The sequence below is a fragment of the Amycolatopsis sp. NPDC051371 genome (assembly GCF_040682155.1).
Lineage (GTDB): Bacteria > Actinomycetota > Actinomycetes > Mycobacteriales > Pseudonocardiaceae > Amycolatopsis.
The window spans coordinates 1-16,073 of sequence record NZ_JBFBAG010000029.1 but is presented as its reverse complement, the minus strand read 5'-3'; the positions used below and the strand labels follow the sequence as shown (position 1 = coordinate 16,073).

The 16,073-nt window shown below is 67.2% G+C and carries 25 protein-coding genes; 5 read left to right on the top strand and 20 right to left on the bottom strand.

The annotated features are described in order from the left end of the window. Positions 1-103 precede the first annotated feature (103 nt). The 17 genes from AB0M59_RS31100 to AB0M59_RS31020 form a co-directional block, all read right to left on the bottom strand. Positions 104-2,494, bottom strand: coding sequence for an FtsK/SpoIIIE domain-containing protein (locus AB0M59_RS31100; RefSeq protein ID WP_364622175.1), 2,391 nt, complete (start codon positions 2,492-2,494; stop codon positions 104-106). A gap of 138 nt (positions 2,495-2,632) precedes the next feature. Beyond that, entirely contained in the window at positions 2,633-3,853 is a 1,221-nt protein-coding gene (locus AB0M59_RS31095; protein ID WP_364622172.1) for a hypothetical protein, read from the bottom strand. A gap of 150 nt (positions 3,854-4,003) precedes the next feature. Then, entirely contained in the window at positions 4,004-4,267 is a 264-nt protein-coding gene (locus tag AB0M59_RS31090) for a hypothetical protein (protein ID WP_364622169.1), read from the bottom strand. Positions 4,268-4,291: 24 nt separating this feature from the next. Further along, positions 4,292-4,480, bottom strand: coding sequence for a hypothetical protein (locus AB0M59_RS31085; RefSeq protein WP_364622167.1), 189 nt, complete (start codon positions 4,478-4,480; stop codon positions 4,292-4,294). A 103-nt stretch (positions 4,481-4,583) separates the two neighbouring features. Beyond that, the gene (locus tag AB0M59_RS31080; RefSeq protein ID WP_364622164.1) at positions 4,584-4,769 is read right to left on the bottom strand and encodes a hypothetical protein; all 186 of its coding nucleotides are present in this window, start codon (positions 4,767-4,769) and stop codon (positions 4,584-4,586) included. A 45-nt stretch (positions 4,770-4,814) separates the two neighbouring features. Further along, positions 4,815-5,000 (bottom strand): hypothetical protein, encoded by a 186-nt coding sequence (locus tag AB0M59_RS31075; RefSeq protein WP_364622161.1) that lies wholly within the window; start codon positions 4,998-5,000, stop codon positions 4,815-4,817. 155 nt (positions 5,001-5,155) lie between these two features. Further along, entirely contained in the window at positions 5,156-5,680 is a 525-nt protein-coding gene (locus tag AB0M59_RS31070) for a transglycosylase SLT domain-containing protein (protein WP_364622159.1), read from the bottom strand. A 55-nt stretch (positions 5,681-5,735) separates the two neighbouring features. Further along, positions 5,736-6,095 (bottom strand): hypothetical protein, encoded by a 360-nt coding sequence (locus tag AB0M59_RS31065; RefSeq protein WP_364622156.1) that lies wholly within the window; start codon positions 6,093-6,095, stop codon positions 5,736-5,738. A gap of 13 nt (positions 6,096-6,108) precedes the next feature. After that, complete coding sequence (locus tag AB0M59_RS31060) at positions 6,109-6,315, bottom strand: hypothetical protein (RefSeq protein ID WP_364622154.1); 207 nt, start codon at positions 6,313-6,315, stop codon at positions 6,109-6,111. 14 nt (positions 6,316-6,329) lie between these two features. Continuing rightward, positions 6,330-6,725, bottom strand: coding sequence for a hypothetical protein (locus AB0M59_RS31055; RefSeq protein WP_364622151.1), 396 nt, complete (start codon positions 6,723-6,725; stop codon positions 6,330-6,332). A 46-nt stretch (positions 6,726-6,771) separates the two neighbouring features. Further along, positions 6,772-7,158: an SsgA family sporulation/cell division regulator gene (locus AB0M59_RS31050; RefSeq protein WP_364622148.1), complete on the bottom strand. Its 387-nt coding sequence runs from the start codon at positions 7,156-7,158 to the stop codon at positions 6,772-6,774. After that, positions 7,155-7,673, bottom strand: a complete 519-nt coding sequence (locus AB0M59_RS31045; RefSeq protein ID WP_364622145.1) for an NUDIX domain-containing protein — start codon at positions 7,671-7,673, stop codon at positions 7,155-7,157. Before AB0M59_RS31045 ends, AB0M59_RS31050 begins: the two co-directional genes overlap by 4 nt. Positions 7,674-7,676: 3 nt before the next feature. Next, a complete protein-coding gene (locus tag AB0M59_RS31040; protein ID WP_364622143.1) occupies positions 7,677-8,087 on the bottom strand; it encodes a hypothetical protein in 411 nt (136 codons plus the stop codon). 33 nt (positions 8,088-8,120) lie between these two features. Continuing rightward, positions 8,121-8,618 (bottom strand): Pycsar system effector family protein, encoded by a 498-nt coding sequence (locus AB0M59_RS31035; RefSeq protein ID WP_364622140.1) that lies wholly within the window; start codon positions 8,616-8,618, stop codon positions 8,121-8,123. Positions 8,619-8,660: 42 nt separating this feature from the next. Beyond that, complete coding sequence (locus AB0M59_RS31030) at positions 8,661-9,359, bottom strand: hypothetical protein (RefSeq protein ID WP_364622137.1); 699 nt, start codon at positions 9,357-9,359, stop codon at positions 8,661-8,663. Between the two features lie 122 nt (positions 9,360-9,481). After that, positions 9,482-9,703 (bottom strand): hypothetical protein, encoded by a 222-nt coding sequence (locus tag AB0M59_RS31025; protein ID WP_364622134.1) that lies wholly within the window; start codon positions 9,701-9,703, stop codon positions 9,482-9,484. Further along, positions 9,703-10,014, bottom strand: coding sequence for a hypothetical protein (locus AB0M59_RS31020; protein WP_364622132.1), 312 nt, complete (start codon positions 10,012-10,014; stop codon positions 9,703-9,705). The genes AB0M59_RS31025 and AB0M59_RS31020 overlap by 1 nt, the downstream gene beginning before the upstream one ends. A gap of 125 nt (positions 10,015-10,139) precedes the next feature. On the opposite strand from AB0M59_RS31020, the gene AB0M59_RS31015 reads away from it, so the two are divergent. From AB0M59_RS31015 to AB0M59_RS31005, 3 genes are all read left to right on the top strand, one after another. After that, positions 10,140-10,466, top strand: coding sequence for a winged helix-turn-helix domain-containing protein (locus tag AB0M59_RS31015; RefSeq protein ID WP_364622129.1), 327 nt, complete (start codon positions 10,140-10,142; stop codon positions 10,464-10,466). A gap of 149 nt (positions 10,467-10,615) precedes the next feature. Beyond that, a complete protein-coding gene (locus AB0M59_RS31010) occupies positions 10,616-11,365 on the top strand; it encodes an XRE family transcriptional regulator (RefSeq protein ID WP_364622126.1) in 750 nt (249 codons plus the stop codon). Next, positions 11,362-11,838: an NUDIX domain-containing protein gene (locus tag AB0M59_RS31005; RefSeq protein ID WP_364622123.1), complete on the top strand. Its 477-nt coding sequence runs from the start codon at positions 11,362-11,364 to the stop codon at positions 11,836-11,838. The genes AB0M59_RS31010 and AB0M59_RS31005 overlap by 4 nt, the downstream gene beginning before the upstream one ends. Here the strand turns inward: AB0M59_RS31005 and AB0M59_RS31000 are convergent. Continuing rightward, complete coding sequence (locus AB0M59_RS31000) at positions 11,826-12,380, bottom strand: HDIG domain-containing metalloprotein (RefSeq protein WP_364622120.1); 555 nt, start codon at positions 12,378-12,380, stop codon at positions 11,826-11,828. The two genes, AB0M59_RS31005 and AB0M59_RS31000, sit on opposite strands and share 13 nt — an antisense overlap. A gap of 257 nt (positions 12,381-12,637) precedes the next feature. Here AB0M59_RS31000 and AB0M59_RS30995 point away from each other — a divergent pair, with 257 nt between their 5' ends. Both AB0M59_RS30995 and AB0M59_RS30990 read left to right on the top strand, forming a co-directional pair. After that, positions 12,638-13,741, top strand: a complete 1,104-nt coding sequence (locus AB0M59_RS30995) for a DUF262 domain-containing protein (protein ID WP_364622117.1) — start codon at positions 12,638-12,640, stop codon at positions 13,739-13,741. Further along, positions 13,742-14,239: a HEPN domain-containing protein gene (locus AB0M59_RS30990; protein WP_364622114.1), complete on the top strand. Its 498-nt coding sequence runs from the start codon at positions 13,742-13,744 to the stop codon at positions 14,237-14,239. A gap of 60 nt (positions 14,240-14,299) precedes the next feature. On the opposite strand, the gene AB0M59_RS30985 is transcribed toward AB0M59_RS30990, so the two are convergent. Then, the gene (locus AB0M59_RS30985) at positions 14,300-14,662 is read right to left on the bottom strand and encodes a hypothetical protein (RefSeq protein WP_364622111.1); all 363 of its coding nucleotides are present in this window, start codon (positions 14,660-14,662) and stop codon (positions 14,300-14,302) included. A 508-nt stretch (positions 14,663-15,170) separates the two neighbouring features. Continuing rightward, the gene (locus tag AB0M59_RS30980) at positions 15,171-15,404 is read right to left on the bottom strand and encodes a hypothetical protein (RefSeq protein WP_364622109.1); all 234 of its coding nucleotides are present in this window, start codon (positions 15,402-15,404) and stop codon (positions 15,171-15,173) included. Positions 15,405-16,073: the final 669 nt, after the last annotated feature.

Here is a 16,073-nt window from a genome sequence, read left to right as displayed (position 1 = left end):
AGCGGAAATGAACTCGAATGAGCGGAATGAAGGGGATGAAGGGGCCTCGCCGGGCCCTGCCCGGACCCCCGGTTTCGGGGTGTGCGGGCGGGACCGGTGGGCATCATTCGATCCCGACGGAGTCCCGGGCCGAGAGGACGTCGGCCACGCGGGCCGGGTCGACCGGGAACTTACGATCGGTAGTCGGTACCTTGTAGCCGTGCTCCGCGAGCAGGTCGGTCACCTGCTTGCTTGACCACTTACTGTAGTGATTCCACCGAGCTCCCAGGGCGGCGGCGACCGCCGTCGCGCGCGGGTGGGCGTCGCCCTCGCGCGGGGTCATCTCGGTGAGCACGGCCAGGATGTCGGCCAGCGGGTCGCGGGCCACCACGATCTCCGCCGTGCCGGCGGCACCGCCGCGGGCCTCCAGCGCCCGAGCGACGATGGCGGCCTTCTGGGGCTCGGACAGGAAGTAGCTGCGCAGTGCGCCGGGTTCGTCCATGAACCCGACGGTGACCAGCGTCCCGCAGTCGTTCAGTGCGGATTTCGTCTTGGGTCGCAGGTCCAGCGCGGAAATCCCTTCCTCGTGGGCCTTCTCGCCCAGCACGGCGTTGTTGCGGGCCTTGTTGCCGTTGACCGCCCCGCAGGCGCGGTTGGTCGACATCGCCACCAGGTCCCGCGGCAGGCTCTGGTCCGACGGGCTGGGGGTGAGAAACGCCAGGTGGACGGCGTATTTGCGGCTGGCCATGAACAGGTTGATCACCAGGTTCACGATCCGCTTGCGCTCTTCCGCCTTGTCCTGGCGGAACAGCCGCTGGCACTCCTCCAGCACCACGATCCGCGGCCGCAACCCCGGCTCCTTCGCGACGATCTCCCGCCCGGCCTCCAGCACGCTGCTGACGTTGTGTTTCTGCAGCAGCCGGCCCCGTTCGGTGAGGTCGTCGTAGAGGGCTTGCAGGTGGTCCAGGGCGGCGTTGACGTTGTCCTCCCCCGCGCCCGGGGAGTAGGTCTTCAAGCAGGGCCTGAGGGCTTCGTAGTCGTTGTTCTCGGCGAAGACGAACACGTCCACGTCCACCAGCGGATCCAGGATCGCCCCGGTCGCGAGGGTGATCATCAGGGTGGACTTACCCGAGCCGGGCGCCCCGGCCATGACGAAGTTGCGTTCGGGCATGTCCGCGACGATGGGTTCGCCGCGCAGGTTCACCCCGACCGGGAACCCGCTCCAGTAGTCGGTGGCACCCTCGCTGAGCAGCGGATACGGGTCGACCGGGTCGCGGAGCGCGCCAGGGTTGAGCCGGAACAGGTCCAGGACCGTCGGGTCGTCTTCGTCGGCGCGGATGAACAGCTCCATCGGCCGGCACCCGAGGTTGTGGGACAGCATTTCCTTGGCCTTGTCGATCGCCTTCACCGGCGCGCCCTGGGGCAGCCGGATCTTCGTTGACCAGCCCTTTCCGTCGATCATCGGCGGCTGCACCCACGCGTTGTCGGTGTCGCGGTTGGGCCATCCGTCCTTAATGGACGCATTCAGCTTGCCGTTGTTGATGTTGGCCAGCGCAGCGACCACCGCGGACTCCGAGAGCTCCACTCGCAGGTTGCGGGTGGCCTCTTTCCGCAGGTGGACGGGCAAAACCTGCTCGCCGAGCCGGTTGCCGTCGCGCCACCAGCGCGACAGCTTGACCAGCGCCGCGGCGGTGGGGATGCTCCACCACCAGGTCACCACGAACACGCCGGCGGCCCACACGAACGCCAGTCCGCCGCGCCAGACGGCGAGCACGTCGGTGGCGTTGAACTCGCCCAGCCAGCGGCCCAGCCCGTTGACCAGGCCGACCACCACCGAGACGACGAACAGCACCCCGAGTGCGGCGCCGGTGCGCCAGGCGACGCCCCAGACCAGTTCGGCCCACTTGCGCATCGTGTCGACGGTGACGTGCCGGCCCTCGTTGTACTGGCGCGTCAGGGCTTCCACCGCGGAGTGGTCACCGCTCGCGCGGGCCTCCGCGCGGGCGGCCTTGAGGTCGGTGTACTCCCGGTCCGCGCGCTTGCGCTGCCGGGCGGCCTCCATGCCCTTGCCGATGATCGAGGCGTGGCGGCGGGTGAACCGCCACCCGCGCCCGGCCAGCCGGGCGCCGGTCCGCGTCCCGGTCCCGATCCGGTGCCCGGCGGTGTGGGAGAACTCCACGGTGGCCTCCGCCAGCCGGGCGCGGGTCGCGTCCGACGGCCCGGCCAGCACCCGGCCGGTGCCGCGCACGACCCGGGTCCCCCAGGTCTGGCGGACCGCCCCGACGGTCACGTCCGTGCCGGGTTCGATCACCTCTCCCTCGATCGTCTGCCGGTCGGTTCCGGGGTCGGGACGGCGGAACGGGACCACCGTCCCACCCTCCGGTCCGGACCCGTCGGGACCGCCGCCGAACCCGGTCTCCGGGCCGGTGCTGGTGGCGTGGTCCGGGCCGGTGTGGTCCGGACCGTTGGTGGTGTTGTCCCCGGTCCCGGGGGGTGTGGTGTTGTCCTGCGTCATGGTTGTCGTGGTCCTTTCTCCGGGTTCCGTTCCGTGCCCGCGGGGCGGGTTCCGGCGCGGACCGGACCCGGCCCGACCACCCCGGAATGAGGCGTGCGGGCCGGGCCGGACCAGACCGGGTTGTGCCGGGGTCGGCGGTCAGTCCTGGGTGGGGTTGTCGAGTTCGGCCCGCAGCCGCTTGGCGGCGGGCTTGCCGCAGCGCAGCGTCTTCGCGATCGCGTAGATCGAGGCGGTCGCCGGGTCCAGGTCGCCCGCGGCGACCGCTTCGGCCAGCCGGGTCCGCAGGACCGCCAGGTGCGCGTCGCCGGTCGCCCGTCCCGCCGGACGACCGGCCGGGCGGGACTTCTCGCCCCGGTTACCGAGGCGCGCGGTCCGGTCCGCGCTCGCCGGCCCGGCCGCGGTGGTGTCCTCGCCGTCGCCGGCGGGCTTGTCCGCGGTGGCGACCCCACCACCCGAGCAGGTTCCGGAATCGGTCTGAGCGTCGCTGTGACGGTCCGGGCGGGTCGCCGGGCCGTTCGGGTCGAGTAGGGCGGCGATCTCCGCGTCCAGGGCGTCCGGGAGCCCGGGAACGTCCGGGTCCGGCGTCACCGGCGTGAGCCGCCCCCTGCTCACCTGGTAGGTGCCGGGGGCGAAGGTGAGGCGGGCGTTGCCGTCCGCGTCGATCTGCGCAGTGGCCATCTTCAGCGCCGCCCGCGCCGCCGCGTTCGTCTTGGCGGCCTGGGCGGCGGCGAGCTTGTCCGCCGCCCGCTGCGCACGGGAGCGCGGCGGGTCCGCGATCGCCAGCTGGTGCGCGATGACGCCGGCCACCGACACCACACCCATGATCAGCATCGCGTCCCAGCCGCGGGCCAGGCCGTGCACGGCGTTGGTGACGAACGCGAGCGTCCCGAACACCCACACCCCGACCTTGAGGCCCCACACCGACCGCGTCCGGTCCTTCTTGCGGACGATCTGGACCGCGACGGCGAAGGCCCACATGCCCAGCTCGGTGATCAGCGGCAGCAGCCGGCCCACGCCGGAGGCGTAGACGTCCGCGCCGTAGCCGGCCATCGCGGAGGCGGCCATCACGAACGACACCACCGCGATGCTGTAGATCAGCCCGTCCACGACGTGGCCCCGGGCGAACCCGGTCACCTTGTCCCAGCGCTGCTTGCGGTCGGCGCGGCGCCGCTCGCGCTTGGCGGCAGCAGCTTCCTTGGTCGTCCGCGCGAGTTCGGCGGCCTGCTCACGGTCGGCGCGGGCTTCGTCGCCCGCCGCCTTCATCAGCGCAATGTCGTTGCCGGTCTGGGCTTGCCGCTCCAGCCGTGCCTGTTCTGCCTTGGCCGCGAGGTTCGCGCGGCGTTCGTCCTGCCAGCTCATCGTCAACCTCTTCCGGTCGGAAAGAGACACCCCCGGGCACTGGCACGAGCACGGGGGTGTCCACAGTGGTCAGTCACAACGGGGGTGCCGCGATAAGGGGCCGCGGCGTTCGATCGGGCTGCCACCAACCGAGCAGGTTGGGGCCGGGAGTCAGTCCGGGGGGACCGCGGTGATCGTCATCGTCGAGATCACCGCCGGGCACGGCCAGCCACGCCCCGGGCGGCCCACCAGCCCGGCGCCGCCACCGGCCGGCGCCGGGGCGGCGGTGGTGGCCGTGCCGGGGGTGTCCGGCGGTGGCGGGCACGTGCTCGTGGCGGGGGCGGGGTGGTCCAACGATGGGATGTCGCGGTAGCCGCCCATCGCGAACAGCACCCATAAGGCGATGAACACGATCAGGCCGATGATGATCCGCAAGCGGCATCAGTCCATTCAGGAGAGTCAGGTGGATGGGGCGTAGAGGAACCGGAACCGGGCCTGTTGCAGCTGGACGTGGTCGTCTCCGCCGCCGGACAGTGGCGGGTAGCCGTGCGCGGCCAGGACGTCAGCGACGTCGAGCACCAGGCCGAACGTGAACCGCGAGTCGTCGTCCAGTTGCGGGAGCGGGTAGGTGCGGGGCGGGCGGTCCACGGGCAGCCCTCCAAGTTGTCGTGAGTGGATGGGTGGTGCCGGGTTCCGGGCGGGCATCGGGTGCGCCGCCCGGAACCCGGGGCTTGGGTGCGGTGGTGCCGGGTCAGCGGGTGGTGGCCTTGTCCTTGCCGGTGGCGAGCACGGCGAAGACGCCGGACACGGCGGCGATGGTTAACAGGACCCACACCAGGCCCATGCCGTAGTGGGCCGGGTCCTTGTAGTGCAGGCTGTTGGCGCCGTAGGTCAGCCAAGCCGAGACGGCGAACACGGTGAACGCGGTGATCCGCATGGTCACTTCTCCTCAGGGGTTGTCGAGCGCGGCGAGGCGGTGCGGTCAGCGGCTGGACTTGGCCTTGGCCTTGCTGCCGCTGAAGACGAACAGCAGCGAGAGCACCGTGACCGCCCCCAGCACGAGGGCGAGGGTGAGGTTGTGGTGGACGGGGTCCTTCTGGTGCAGGCTGACCGCGCCGAAGGTGAGCCACGCGGAGATGCAGGCGACGATGAACGCGATGGTCTTCATGGTTTTCTCCAAGGGTGGTTGGTGCACAACAGGAAGGCGGAGCCGGTGGAACCCCGGGATGTGGGCAGCACGAGGCGACCCACACCCGGGTGGTGCGGGTGAAGCGGTGGTGCGGAGGGTGCGGCCGGAGAGCCCGGCCGCGAGGGTGGTGCGGGTCAGGCGCGGCGGTAGGCGGCGGCCTGGGCCTGGACCTTGTCGACGTACCAGCCGGCGTGGTTGTAGGCGAAGATCGCCCGCCGGGTGTCCCCCGCCGACAGGCCGGAGTCGCACAGGTAGTGCGCCGCCGCGGGGATCGCGTCGGCCGGGTCGTAGATGTCCGACCCGATCCCCGGGTGGCGTTTGCGGACGCCCGCGAAGGTGGCGGGCAGGAACTGCATCGGCCCCGCCGCCCCGGCGAAGTTCGCCCCGGAGCGGACTCCGGGTGACTTGAGGCGGCCGTGGTCGGTTTCGACCTTCCCGATCCCGGCCAGCAACGGCCAGTCCAGGGCCGGGCAGGTGCCGGCCGCCGCGCGGTACTGGCTCAGGTAGGCCCCGGGGATGTCGGCCACGCCGGGCCCGGCGTCGGCGGCCAGGCCGACCCCGTCTCCGAAGTCCAGGCCGCCGTCGTGGGTGTAGCCGACGGCGACCGCGGCGAGCACGAACAGAGCAGCCGCGCCGCCGACCTTGCCCAACAGCGTCATGGGTATTCACCTCCTCCCCTGTGTCTCCGGTGAACCTGGGTGCCGGTGCGGGTGGTCACGAGGCGACCTCGTCCCGCTCTCGCCCGGCCCGCACCACGTCGGCGGAACCCTTGTCCTCGCGGCGGTGCTGGCGGCGGCGCCACCAGCGGGTGATTCCCGCGGCCAGGGCGGCGATCACCCGAGCCGAGCGGCGGGTGGCCGGCCACTCCCACCCGATCCGTACGAGCAGTCCGGCCGCGATCGGCCAGACCAGCCAGCCGATCCCGGCCCACAGGACCAGCCCGGCCAGGGCAGCGGCGACCACCGTTTCCGGCAGCCACCACCCGACCCGGGCGATCGCCCGGTCGACGATCGGCCCGCCGCCGGTCTCGGTCACCTCGCCGCGGTCGCGGCGACGCAACGTCTTGCCTGCCATCGTGTTTCTCCCTTCACCCGGTCTCCGGTGGCGCCGGGACCGCTCCGGCGAAACTTGCGGTGATCCGGGCGTCCAACCCGGACTGCACGACCAGCAACACCCGCGCGGCCAGCAGCAGCGGCCAGCGCAGCAGCCCGACGGCGAGGAACAGCAGCACCGCCAGCGCGAACCCGGCCAGTCGCCACGATCCGTGCTCCCTCGCGATCTCGAACACGCTCACGACCTCGCCCCCGCTCAGCTGCTCACGCGGGCGGTGTTGGCCGCCAGCCACGCGTTCAGCCACGCCTCGATCCGCTCCCGCGTGTCGCTCCAGTCGACAGCCGGGTCAGCGTCGAATGCGCGGGCCACCCGCACCGCCAGTTCCTGCGAGGTCAGCGCGAACGGGAACCGAGCAGCCCCGGCGGCGCCGTAGCGCAACGGGGACCAGTGGGTGAAGTCGATCCGCATCGCGGTGTCCCCGTCGGCTTCGATGGACGGGAACACCGCCAGGGTGTCGGTCAGCGCCAGGAACGGGATCGGCATGTCCACGGTCAGGTCGCCCGCCAGCACGGTGGTCAGGTTCACCGCGCCGATGTGCACGCCCCCGCTGATGTGGATGGTGTAGTGGGCTTCCAGCTTGATGTACGACACGACAAAGTCCTTTCCGGACAGTGGATGAAGCAGTGAGGAAAAGGGGTCAGGCGGCGGTGGGCCCGGCGAGGCGGGCCCACTCGATCGCCCAGTCGATGTACTCGCGACCGGCGGGCACCAGCGCTTCGGCGGTGTCCAGGAAGCTTTCGACGTCACCGCGGGGCACCGCCACCTCCGCCTCCCCGGTCGGCGAGGACAACGCGATCACCACGCGGCTGAGGTCACCGCCGGTGTCCGGGCGGACCTGGACGTCGCCGTCCCCGGTCGGCTCGTTGCAGCCGGAAGCGAGCAGGTCCCGAGCGAACAGCCATTCCCGGCCGGCGGCCGTGAGCGTCACGGCCCACGGGTCGGTGGTGTCGTAGACCAGCTCCAGCGCGAGTTTCGCGTTCGGTCCCAGCAGTACGCCGGTGGCCGGGTGGGTCGCCGTGGTCATCGCCCACCGCCCACGCCGGGCCCCGGGTTCAGGCCGAAGCGGGCCGCCGCGTCGTGCAACATCACCGCGTGGTCGAAGGCGAACCCGGCCCCGGCGGCGATCCGGGCCGCCACCCGCAGCGGCAGCCAGGCCGCCAGTCGCGCGTCGTCCCCCGCGACCACCGTGGGCATGTTCTCGAGTACGGCGCCGTAGGCGACCGACACGTACCGGCCGCGGGCGTCGCGGCCCGGGGCGTCGTAGATGCCGATGCGGTCCAGCGCGACGTCGGTCAGGTCCAGGCCGGTTTCCTCCGCCGCTTCCCGCCGCGCTGCCTCCGCCGATGTCTCGTGCGGGTCGACGTGGCCGCCGGGGAAGGCGAGCCGGCCGCGGTGCGGGGGCCAGCCGCGTTCAATAAGCAGCACGTGCCACACCCCGTCGGCCGGAGCGAACAGCACGACGTCGGCGGCGTAGAACACCGGGTGACGGTCATCCAGCTTCGCGGCGATCTTGGCCGCGAACGAACCGAGCAGGCTCACGGGTCACTGTCCTTTCCGGATGGCGAGGGCGAGCCGGTACAGCTCGTCCGGGGTGACCGACTCCCGCTCACCGGCCGGGAGGGTCATGTAGCCGCGGGCGAAGTCGAACGGGATCGAGCCGTAGACCCGGATGCCGACGCCGGCCGGCCCGCGGCCGGAGAAGCTGACGTGCAAGTGCTTGTCGTCGGTGTGGGTCCAGGTGCCGGTGATGCCGGTCAGCCGGTGGGTCCACACCAGCAACATCCCCAGCGCCGCAACCGGGTCGCTGGTGTGCGGCGGCTGGATGTTCACCTCGTTCCGACTGGGGTAGATCGTGATGACGCTCGGTTCGGGCGCGGGGGTGTCGCGGACGACCTGGCGGGCGACGTCGGCGAGCTTGTCCAGCCCGGTCAGCGTGTCGAGTGCAGCGCTCATGAGCACAATTCCTTTACAGGCAAGGGGTCCAGGTCAGGTGGTCGCGGCGAGCAGCAGCGCGACCGGGGCCAGGCACAGGCCGGTGGTCAGCAACCGGATCGCGGTGTTGGTCCGGTCGTACTTGCCCACCGCGATCCGGCCCAGCACCGCGACGTCGTCGGCGACCCGGCCGACCGACGCGGTGACGTCGGCGTGCAGCAGCGCGGCGGGGCCGTTGCGGGCGGCGTCGAGCCAGGTTCCCGGGACCGGGACGTTGTTCACCCGGGCCCGCAGGGCCGACAGCAGCACCAGCACTGCCGCGAAGATCGGTGCAGCCGCCAGCCACAGCGCCACCGCCGCGGGTGCCGACGCCGCGCGGGGGCTCAGCGCGATCACCCCGGCCAGGGCGGCACCGACCAGCGAGAGCAGGATCTGGGCTTTGGTGTCGGCCCGGCGGATCTCGTCACGGGCCTGCTCGTGAGCGTCCTTGAGGTGCTGCGGAATCGTGCCGGTGGCAGGCGACGTCGAAGCAAGGTGGTCGTTGGTGGACATGCTGGTCTCCAGTTCCACAGTGGATGAGCCGAGCAGGCGGGATCAGGCGGCGCGCAGGGCGCCGGGGCCGGTCAGCAGGCTGGTGACGTAGGAGACGAACGAGCGCTGGGCGCACGGGTGCACCAGGTCGGTCTGCGGGTCCCGCAGGCTGTTGCGCAGCCACCGCGTCAGCCTTGCCACCGACCAGCCCGCACGGCGGCGAGCAGCGATCGCGGCCACCACGGCGTCCAGGAATTCCGGCCGCACACGCGGGGTCCGGGTGGCGGCCTTCACTACCACGGGGCTCAGCGGCGCGGTGTTCGACAGCGGCGGCCGGCTGGTCCGCGGCGCGATCGCCACCGCGGCCTGGCGCTCATCGGCGGCCAAGAGCTGCAGCTGGGCGGCCACGTCGCGGTAGACCCCGGCGCGGCGGTGCATCACCAGGTCACGAGTGCGGCGGACCAGCAGCCGGGCGTTGGCCACCAGCAGCCCGGCCAGCGCCTCGAACTCCCGCGCCACACCCGCCGCCACCCCGGCCGCCTCGTCGGCCGTCGGCGCCACGACCAGCGGGTTTCCCGCCGTCTGCTGGTCCGACTCGATCCACAGCCGCAACTGAGCAGCCACGTCGCCGTACACCGTGGCCCGCACACCCGTCACGACCTCCGGCAGCCCCGCCCCGGTCAGCACCGCGGCGTTGCGGGTCAGCGTGTCGGCCAGGCCCGACAGCCGGGCCGCGATCACCTGAGTCAGTGTGCAAGACATGAGCGGAATCCCTTTCGACCAGGCGATCCGCGACCGGGAGCGGGCATAGCTCTGCCCCGGGACGAATGCCGAAGATTTGTGGATCAGGCGCGGAAACTGCGAAGAAAGAGGAACGGCGGTGGTCAGGCGGCCGGGTTGAGTTCGGCGGTGACGTCAGCGAGGGCGGCCCGGAACACCCGGGCCAGGCGCATCGCTTCCAGGCCATGAGGGCCGGAGAACTCCGCGCGCATCGTGCGGTAGGCGGTGTCCAGCCAGTGCGCCCGGTCTTCCGGCATGGCCGTCACCGGCGGCATCGTGGCCAGCACACCCGCGAACACGGCCGGAACGAACAGACGGTCAACCATCAGGCCACCTCATCCAGCCACGCAGCGGCTCGAGCCTGCTCCGCCCGGCTCCGGCGGTCAGCGCCGGCGAGCAGGTCCACCGACACGAACCGCAGCGGCACCAGCTCGCCGTCCGCGGTCCAGGCGGTGCCCGGCTGCGCGTTCAGCTCAGCGTCGAACCGCGCCAGCAGATCGCGGCAGTCGGCCAGTTCATCCACCGAGACGAAGTGGGAGACGTCAGCAGCCAGGCTGCCGGTGTCGGCGAACACGTCGAAGTCCAGTTCTTCGGCGGACATCTCCACCTGGCGGCGGCTGGGCTGTGCATACCTCATCAGGTTGGACCCTTCCTTGCGATTGCCCTTCTGACATATATCAATCTAGATCGGTATGCGTCAGTTGGCACTACGTCTTTCGGGTGATGTAGGTCAGATTGAGTCGGTCTGGCTAGACTTGCCCTATGGACGGCAGCGCGGCAGCAATGGCTACCTACGAGCGAGTGGCCGAACAGATTCGGGCGGACATCCGGCGGGGTGCCCTCAAGCCAGGAGAGAAGCTTCCCGGCAACCGGGTCCTGGCAGACAAGTACGACGTTGCGCTGGGCACGGCACAGAAAGCGCTACGGCTGCTACAGGACGAGAAGTGGCTTACGGCGACGCCGTCCGTTGGTGTCTTCGTCAACGAGATCCCGGGGAAGGTAGTCGATCCCTTGAGTGCGATGGCCGGCGAGCTGGCGGAGCTACGCAAGCGGGTCGACGCCTTGGAGAAGTTGATGGGGGAGCGTTGAGGTCCGGGGTTCCGATGCGTTGTCATGCCATAAGAAAACCGCAGGTCAGAGGACGGCTGCACCGCGTTTCCGAAGATCTTTGGGGACGTCCCGACGTCGCGAAACGTCCTGTGAAACGTCCGAAAACGTCCCGGCAGGAGGCGAGCTGAGTGGCTAACGACCGCCTGCGCACCGCGATCTTGGCTGCCAATCTGACGGTTGATGATCTCGCCGCGCGGGTCGACGCGGACCCCAAGACGGTGGATCGCTGGATCAGGAACGAGGTCGTGCCACACCGTAAGACTCGGCACAAGATCGTAGGCGTGCTTGGCGGGCGTGAGCAGGACCTTTGGCCCTCGCTCGCCACTGTCGCCCGGCCCACGCCGACCGAGTCAGAGCTGGTGCATCTGTACCCGTCCAGGTCGGCGATCACGGGCCGCGGCTGGGAAGCGTTGCTGGCCGGAGTGCAGGAGCGTATGGACGTGCTGGTCTTTTCCGGCGCGTTCCTGGTCGAGCAGTACGACTTGGTGCCGCTGATCCGCGAGAAGGCTGCGGAGGGCGTCCAGTTCAGGCTTCTCGTCGGCGATGAGGAGTCGGAGGCCGTCAAACAGCGTGCGATCGAGGAGGGCACACCTGGTGGCCTGGAAGGGCGCATTCAGCTCATGCGGCGTTACCTCGCGGACGTGGCCGACCTCGCCGGCGTCGAAGTCCGGACGCACGGCGAGATTTTGTACAACTCGCTTTATCGTTTCGACGATGACCTGCTGGTCAATGGGCATGTGCTTGGCGCCCTCGCTGGTCAGAGCCCGGTGATGCACCTGCGTCGCCAGCCCAACGGCCAGATGTGGCAGCACTACATGCGTTCGTTCGAGCGGACGTGGTCCGCCGGAGTCCCCGAGAAGCCGCTGGAGTGGCCGTGAGTCGAGTTGACTACCTCAACGACCCGAACGCGCCAGCTGCGAACAGCGTGGTTCCGTCGGTGACCGTGGCGATCCGAGACGACGCGGGACGGCTTCTCCTCATTCACAAGATCGATAACGATCTGTGGGCGTTGCCAGGCGGTGGTCACGACGCTGGAGAGCGGATTACGGACACCGCCGTCCGAGAGGTCCGGGAGGAGACCGGCCTGGACATCGAGGTGGTGCGCCTGATCGGCACCTACACCGACCCGAACCACGTCATAGCGTACGACGATGGCGAAGTACGACAACAGTTCTCTTTGTGCTTTGAGGGGCGCTGGATTGACGGTAATCCTCAGGAGGATGGCACGGAAACAAAGGCTGTGCGATGGGTCGCCGCAGACGAACTGGAAGCACTCAACATTCACCCGTCAATGAAGTTGCGTATTGATCACGCACTGGACCCGTCGCGAACCTCACCTTACCTCGGCTGACTCTCAGCCAGTCGCTCCATTGTTCGACGCACTGCCTCTTTGAGGACAGGAGCAGCCTTGACCCATGTGCGATGAACGGGATCGGCGACTGGATACCGCTTCAAGATTTCAGCAATTCGCTCGTCGTAGGTGAAGCGCTCCCCGCCAGGTCCCGTTGTAAGGTCTGCCGTAACCAAAGCGTCCAGGACTGGATTGTCGGCGAAGGGAAATTCGTCTAGCTGTTCGCTCATGCCACGCTCTGCCGCCTCGAAGCGGGCGCCGGAGTGGTGAGCAACAAGGTTGACAACGTCCGCCGGCCAGCCGAGATCCCGGAGGTGCCGCGCGCCGTCGAGGGGATGGAACTTTGTCAGGCCGATCTCGGCGGCGTAGCCGATGTCATGGAGCCATGCCGCCGCTATCAGGTGCTCCACTTGAGCCGGACGCACAGCGCCAGCCAGTTCCTCCGCACGTGCTGCCACGGCTTGCACATGCAACCAGCGACGCCCGAGCGGGCTAACGAACTGCTCCGCTAGGCGTGCGGCGTCCTCAATGAGTGCGGCCATGGTTGTCGACTCTATCCTCCATCGTGCGGCACGGCGCTCGCGTCACATGGTCGGCACCCCATGAGCGGGGCCCCACGGGTAGCCGGACGTGCCTCCAGTCGCCAGAGTCCGTACCGGTCCCATAGCTCATCCGTGGATCGGCATGAGCCCTGTCATGTTCCCGCTGGTCAGACAGGTTCAGGGGGCAACGCTGCGGTCGAGAGCGAGGCCAGCGATCTACGATCGCTGGCCGACGACTGGCGAAGTAGGATTTCGGCATGACCGACGAGCAAGAGCCAGTGTGGTTGACCGACGACGAAGAGGAGGATCTTCTCCTTGCGGAAGATGACCCACCGCCAGTCGTCTATTCTGGACAGGATTTTGACATAGTCGGGCTCGTTCGACGAATCAATAACGAAGACATGCTCGTTCCCACATTTGGTCATCATGATGAACGAATTGCAGTGGCAGGCTTCCAGCGCGCCTTCGTATGGACTCGCCCTCAAATGGACCGTTTTATCGAGTCACTATTGCTAGGCTATCCAATCCCTGGCATCTTCCTCGTTCGGCAACCCGATAAGCGCTACTTAGTTCTCGACGGTCAGCAACGCCTCCGAACTCTTGCATATTTTTACGAAGGCGTTTACGACGGGCGCGAGTTTGCATTAAACAATGTGGGAGATCGATTTCGAGGCTTGACATACCGTGCACTACATGGTGAGCAACGTCGAACCTTGGACAATGCGTTCATTCAGGCCACAATCGTTACGATCGACAACTCTTATCAGTCGCTCGACTCGGTCTACCAGATCTTTGAACGCCTCAATTCAGGTGGCACCAAGCTCACACCTCACGAGATCCGAGTAGCCCTCTACGCTGGTCCGTTTGTTGACTTCCTAGAGGAACTTAATGGCCTGCCCGGCTGGCGAGCCCTGTATGGTCGCCCATCCCCCAGGATTCGCGACCAAGAACTAATCCTTCGAATCATGGCAATGTACTACGATGGCAACCAATACTACCGCCCACTAAAGTCGTTTCTTAACGCGTTCACCGCTGCCAACAGGCACAAGAGTTCGTCCGAATATGCACGATTCAAGGATCACTTCGAGGAAGCGTGCAACTTGTTAAATGAGGGACCGGGACGCAATGCCGTTCGCCCCCGGAGTAGCCAGATCAACGCGGCGTTGACCGAGGCCGTACTCGTTGCGATGATCAAACGACTGAGGCATGGCTTTTCTTTGACCTCCGAAGAAGTCACAGAAGCAATGCAAAAGGTCAACAAATCCAGGCAAATGGTCAGCGCAACAAGTACATCAACAGCGAGCGAGGAAAGCGTAAGGAGTCGCCTGGCCATCGCCGCTTCCCTATTCCGGGTGGATTGAATGTGGAGCACGGCATGGCCCAGCCTAGTGATCGTCAACCATCGTAAGACTCTAAGCGCTGTCGAGGTTCTCGTTCAGAAGCCTGCGTCGGACCAGGCCGATGAAGTAGGCAACGCCCTGTCTCGATTCTTGGTCGTCCGCGCTTGCGGATACCTCGAAGCTGTAACCGAGGAGTGCTGTGGCGCCTATACGGAAAGCAAGTCCTCGCCAAAAGTGGCACTGTATGCACGCAGCTGGCTAGGCAAAGGTCGAAACCCTTGGCCGAGTGCATTAATCGAACTAGTTCAACGATTTGATCAGGACTGGGCTAGCGAACTCTCCGGCTTCCTCGCAGAAGACGATGATTACCGAAAGCGTGAATTATCCTCAATGGTTGATAAACGGAATCGAATCGCCCATGGAGCAGGGGAAGGTGTAACGGCCACCAAGGCACTAACGCTGACGAAGGTCGCCGTCGAAGTGGCCCAGTGGTTCGTGACACGGTTCGATCCCCGGTAGCCCTTCATCTGCCTACGGCTCGATGGCAAGTTTGCGAGGGCCGGGGCGTCCATGCGGTCCTTAGCGGCGACGGTAGCGGGCCGACTTGGGCTCGAGCTTCATCTCCTGCAGGAGCTTTCGCGCCGCATCGCGGCAGGGGACGTGCTCGGCGCTGCCGGTGGAGGCACGGATGAGTTCGGCGAGCGCCATACCGGCCATGCGGTGGCCGATCAGCTCGAACCAGCGGGCCATCCCCGGCGCGTACATTCCGTGGAAGGTGACCAGCAGAGAGCCGTCGAGGTCGCGGATCATGATCTCGTCGCCGGTGTCGTCGAGGCGCCAGAACGGCACCCTGGAGCCGACGGCATGGACCTCGTCGGCGTGCTTCCTCATCCGTTTGGCTTCTTCAGCGCGTTCCAACTGGCGCTCGTACTTCGTGACCATGGCGTGCTCCTTGTACAGGGCGTTGGGCAGGCACTTCCCCTGCCTGCCCAACGCTCAGTCGAACCTAGAACACATGTTCGACTGTCGCAAGTTGGCGCGCATCACGGCCGCCGCTGGTCGCTGCCGCCAGACCTGTCCCCACATGGGAAGACGAGGAGCCGGATCGAGGGTTGTTCGCCCGCGGAACGCCAGCGACCGAGGGCGACTTAGAGGGTCACTGTGTGCACGCTTCGCCCGATGCGTGCCCAAAGGCCGGGATCAGCGCGACGCAAGCCATGTGTTTGCGCAGGTCAGGGCACATCCACGCTATGGAGCGCTCTTAACCCTCCGGAGGCAGGAGTCGGCTCTTGTCATCTACTTCCCTGCTGGCCGAACATGGCTAGTCATCGGCATTGTTACTGGTCAGAGGGCTGCGTACTGCCTCGTGGCGACGTGCGGTGAAGAATGGGGGTGACAAGTCGTAGCGCAGTAGCACCTAGAAGCGACTGTGTTGACACGGGCGAAATTATCAGCTCACACCTTCATGATCGGCGGTCACTATGAACCTCGCCTCCGGGTTCGCATCATCCGTATTGCCGTACGCCAGCCCTGTCGTATCGTTATGTGCTCTGGTTGTTTCAATGGTTGCCTTGCGTGCAACAGGGCCGGGGGTATCAATAAAGGCGTACATGCGCAAATCCGGTGACAGCTGGATCTTGGCAATCGAGTTAGCCAATCGCCGAAAGGGTGATACGTCCATCACGATAGGCAGGGTGGCAGTGGCGGGTTTCTACAAAGAAAGTTCGCCGACAATAATGCATCACGAGCTAGAATTTCAGGATAGCGTAAGTTTTCCTCTACGTCTCGAAGGTTACTCTCATGGAACACTTATTGCCAATGGTTCGCTGATTATGAGTGAACTGGTAGCTCTCGGCGATAGCTGGGGTCGAATAGAGGTCCGGGTCGGGCACAAGAGGAAAAAGGTCCGGATTCTGGAGCCTCGACGGGACCCTAACGGTAGGGCGATCATCTAATCAAACAATGACACTCTCTTCGGGATGGGTGATCGAGCTAGCCGAAACCCAGTTTCGCCCACGCCTAAAGCTCGATGCGAAACGCGGCCAGTGCGTCCAATGCGGGTCGTTCGCCGTTGGAGGTCGGCCGTTCGCCGAGAACGGCGCCCCCTGCGCCGTGGACGCGAGCCTAGTTGTCCCCAATACGCCCCCAAAAAAACTGGGCAAGCGGGCCCGTTACACAAGTCAAAGGGCACGGGTTCAAGATCCGTTCAAGATCCGCCCATTTTCAGCTCCGCATAGTGCTGCCGATGTCTGGGCGATCTAGTGCCTCGTCAAGGAACGTTGACGTGGTAACCGTGTCGCGTGGACATTCGGGCCGGTGATCGCGAGGCTGGCCGGTGGAGGTGAGTCATGGC

What these genes read in the sequence shown, in the direction of transcription:
- AB0M59_RS31100 (WP_364622175.1), bottom strand. Translation starts at nt 2,494, where the DNA reads ATGACGCAGGACAACACCACACCCCCCGGGACCGGGGACAACACCACC.
- AB0M59_RS31095 (WP_364622172.1), bottom strand. Translation starts at nt 3,853, where the DNA reads ATGAGCTGGCAGGACGAACGCCGCGCGAACCTCGCGGCCAAGGCAGAA.
- AB0M59_RS31080 (WP_364622164.1), bottom strand. Translation starts at nt 4,769, where the DNA reads ATGCGGATCACCGCGTTCACCGTGTTCGCCGTCTCGGCTTGGCTGACC.
- AB0M59_RS31075 (WP_364622161.1), bottom strand. Translation starts at nt 5,000, where the DNA reads ATGAAGACCATCGCGTTCATCGTCGCCTGCATCTCCGCGTGGCTCACC.
- AB0M59_RS31070 (WP_364622159.1), bottom strand. Translation starts at nt 5,680, where the DNA reads ATGACGCTGTTGGGCAAGGTCGGCGGCGCGGCTGCTCTGTTCGTGCTC.
- AB0M59_RS31065 (WP_364622156.1), bottom strand. Translation starts at nt 6,095, where the DNA reads ATGGCAGGCAAGACGTTGCGTCGCCGCGACCGCGGCGAGGTGACCGAG.
- AB0M59_RS31050 (WP_364622148.1), bottom strand. Translation starts at nt 7,158, where the DNA reads ATGACCACGGCGACCCACCCGGCCACCGGCGTACTGCTGGGACCGAAC.
- AB0M59_RS31040 (WP_364622143.1), bottom strand. Translation starts at nt 8,087, where the DNA reads ATGAGCGCTGCACTCGACACGCTGACCGGGCTGGACAAGCTCGCCGAC.
- AB0M59_RS31035 (WP_364622140.1), bottom strand. Translation starts at nt 8,618, where the DNA reads ATGTCCACCAACGACCACCTTGCTTCGACGTCGCCTGCCACCGGCACG.
- AB0M59_RS31030 (WP_364622137.1), bottom strand. Translation starts at nt 9,359, where the DNA reads ATGTCTTGCACACTGACTCAGGTGATCGCGGCCCGGCTGTCGGGCCTG.
- AB0M59_RS31025 (WP_364622134.1), bottom strand. Translation starts at nt 9,703, where the DNA reads ATGGTTGACCGTCTGTTCGTTCCGGCCGTGTTCGCGGGTGTGCTGGCC.
- AB0M59_RS31020 (WP_364622132.1), bottom strand. Translation starts at nt 10,014, where the DNA reads ATGAGGTATGCACAGCCCAGCCGCCGCCAGGTGGAGATGTCCGCCGAA.
- AB0M59_RS31015 (WP_364622129.1), top strand. Translation starts at nt 10,140, where the DNA reads ATGGACGGCAGCGCGGCAGCAATGGCTACCTACGAGCGAGTGGCCGAA.
- AB0M59_RS31000 (WP_364622120.1), bottom strand. Translation starts at nt 12,380, where the DNA reads ATGGCCGCACTCATTGAGGACGCCGCACGCCTAGCGGAGCAGTTCGTT.
- AB0M59_RS30995 (WP_364622117.1), top strand. Translation starts at nt 12,638, where the DNA reads ATGACCGACGAGCAAGAGCCAGTGTGGTTGACCGACGACGAAGAGGAG.
- AB0M59_RS30990 (WP_364622114.1), top strand. Translation starts at nt 13,742, where the DNA reads ATGTGGAGCACGGCATGGCCCAGCCTAGTGATCGTCAACCATCGTAAG.
- AB0M59_RS30985 (WP_364622111.1), bottom strand. Translation starts at nt 14,662, where the DNA reads ATGGTCACGAAGTACGAGCGCCAGTTGGAACGCGCTGAAGAAGCCAAA.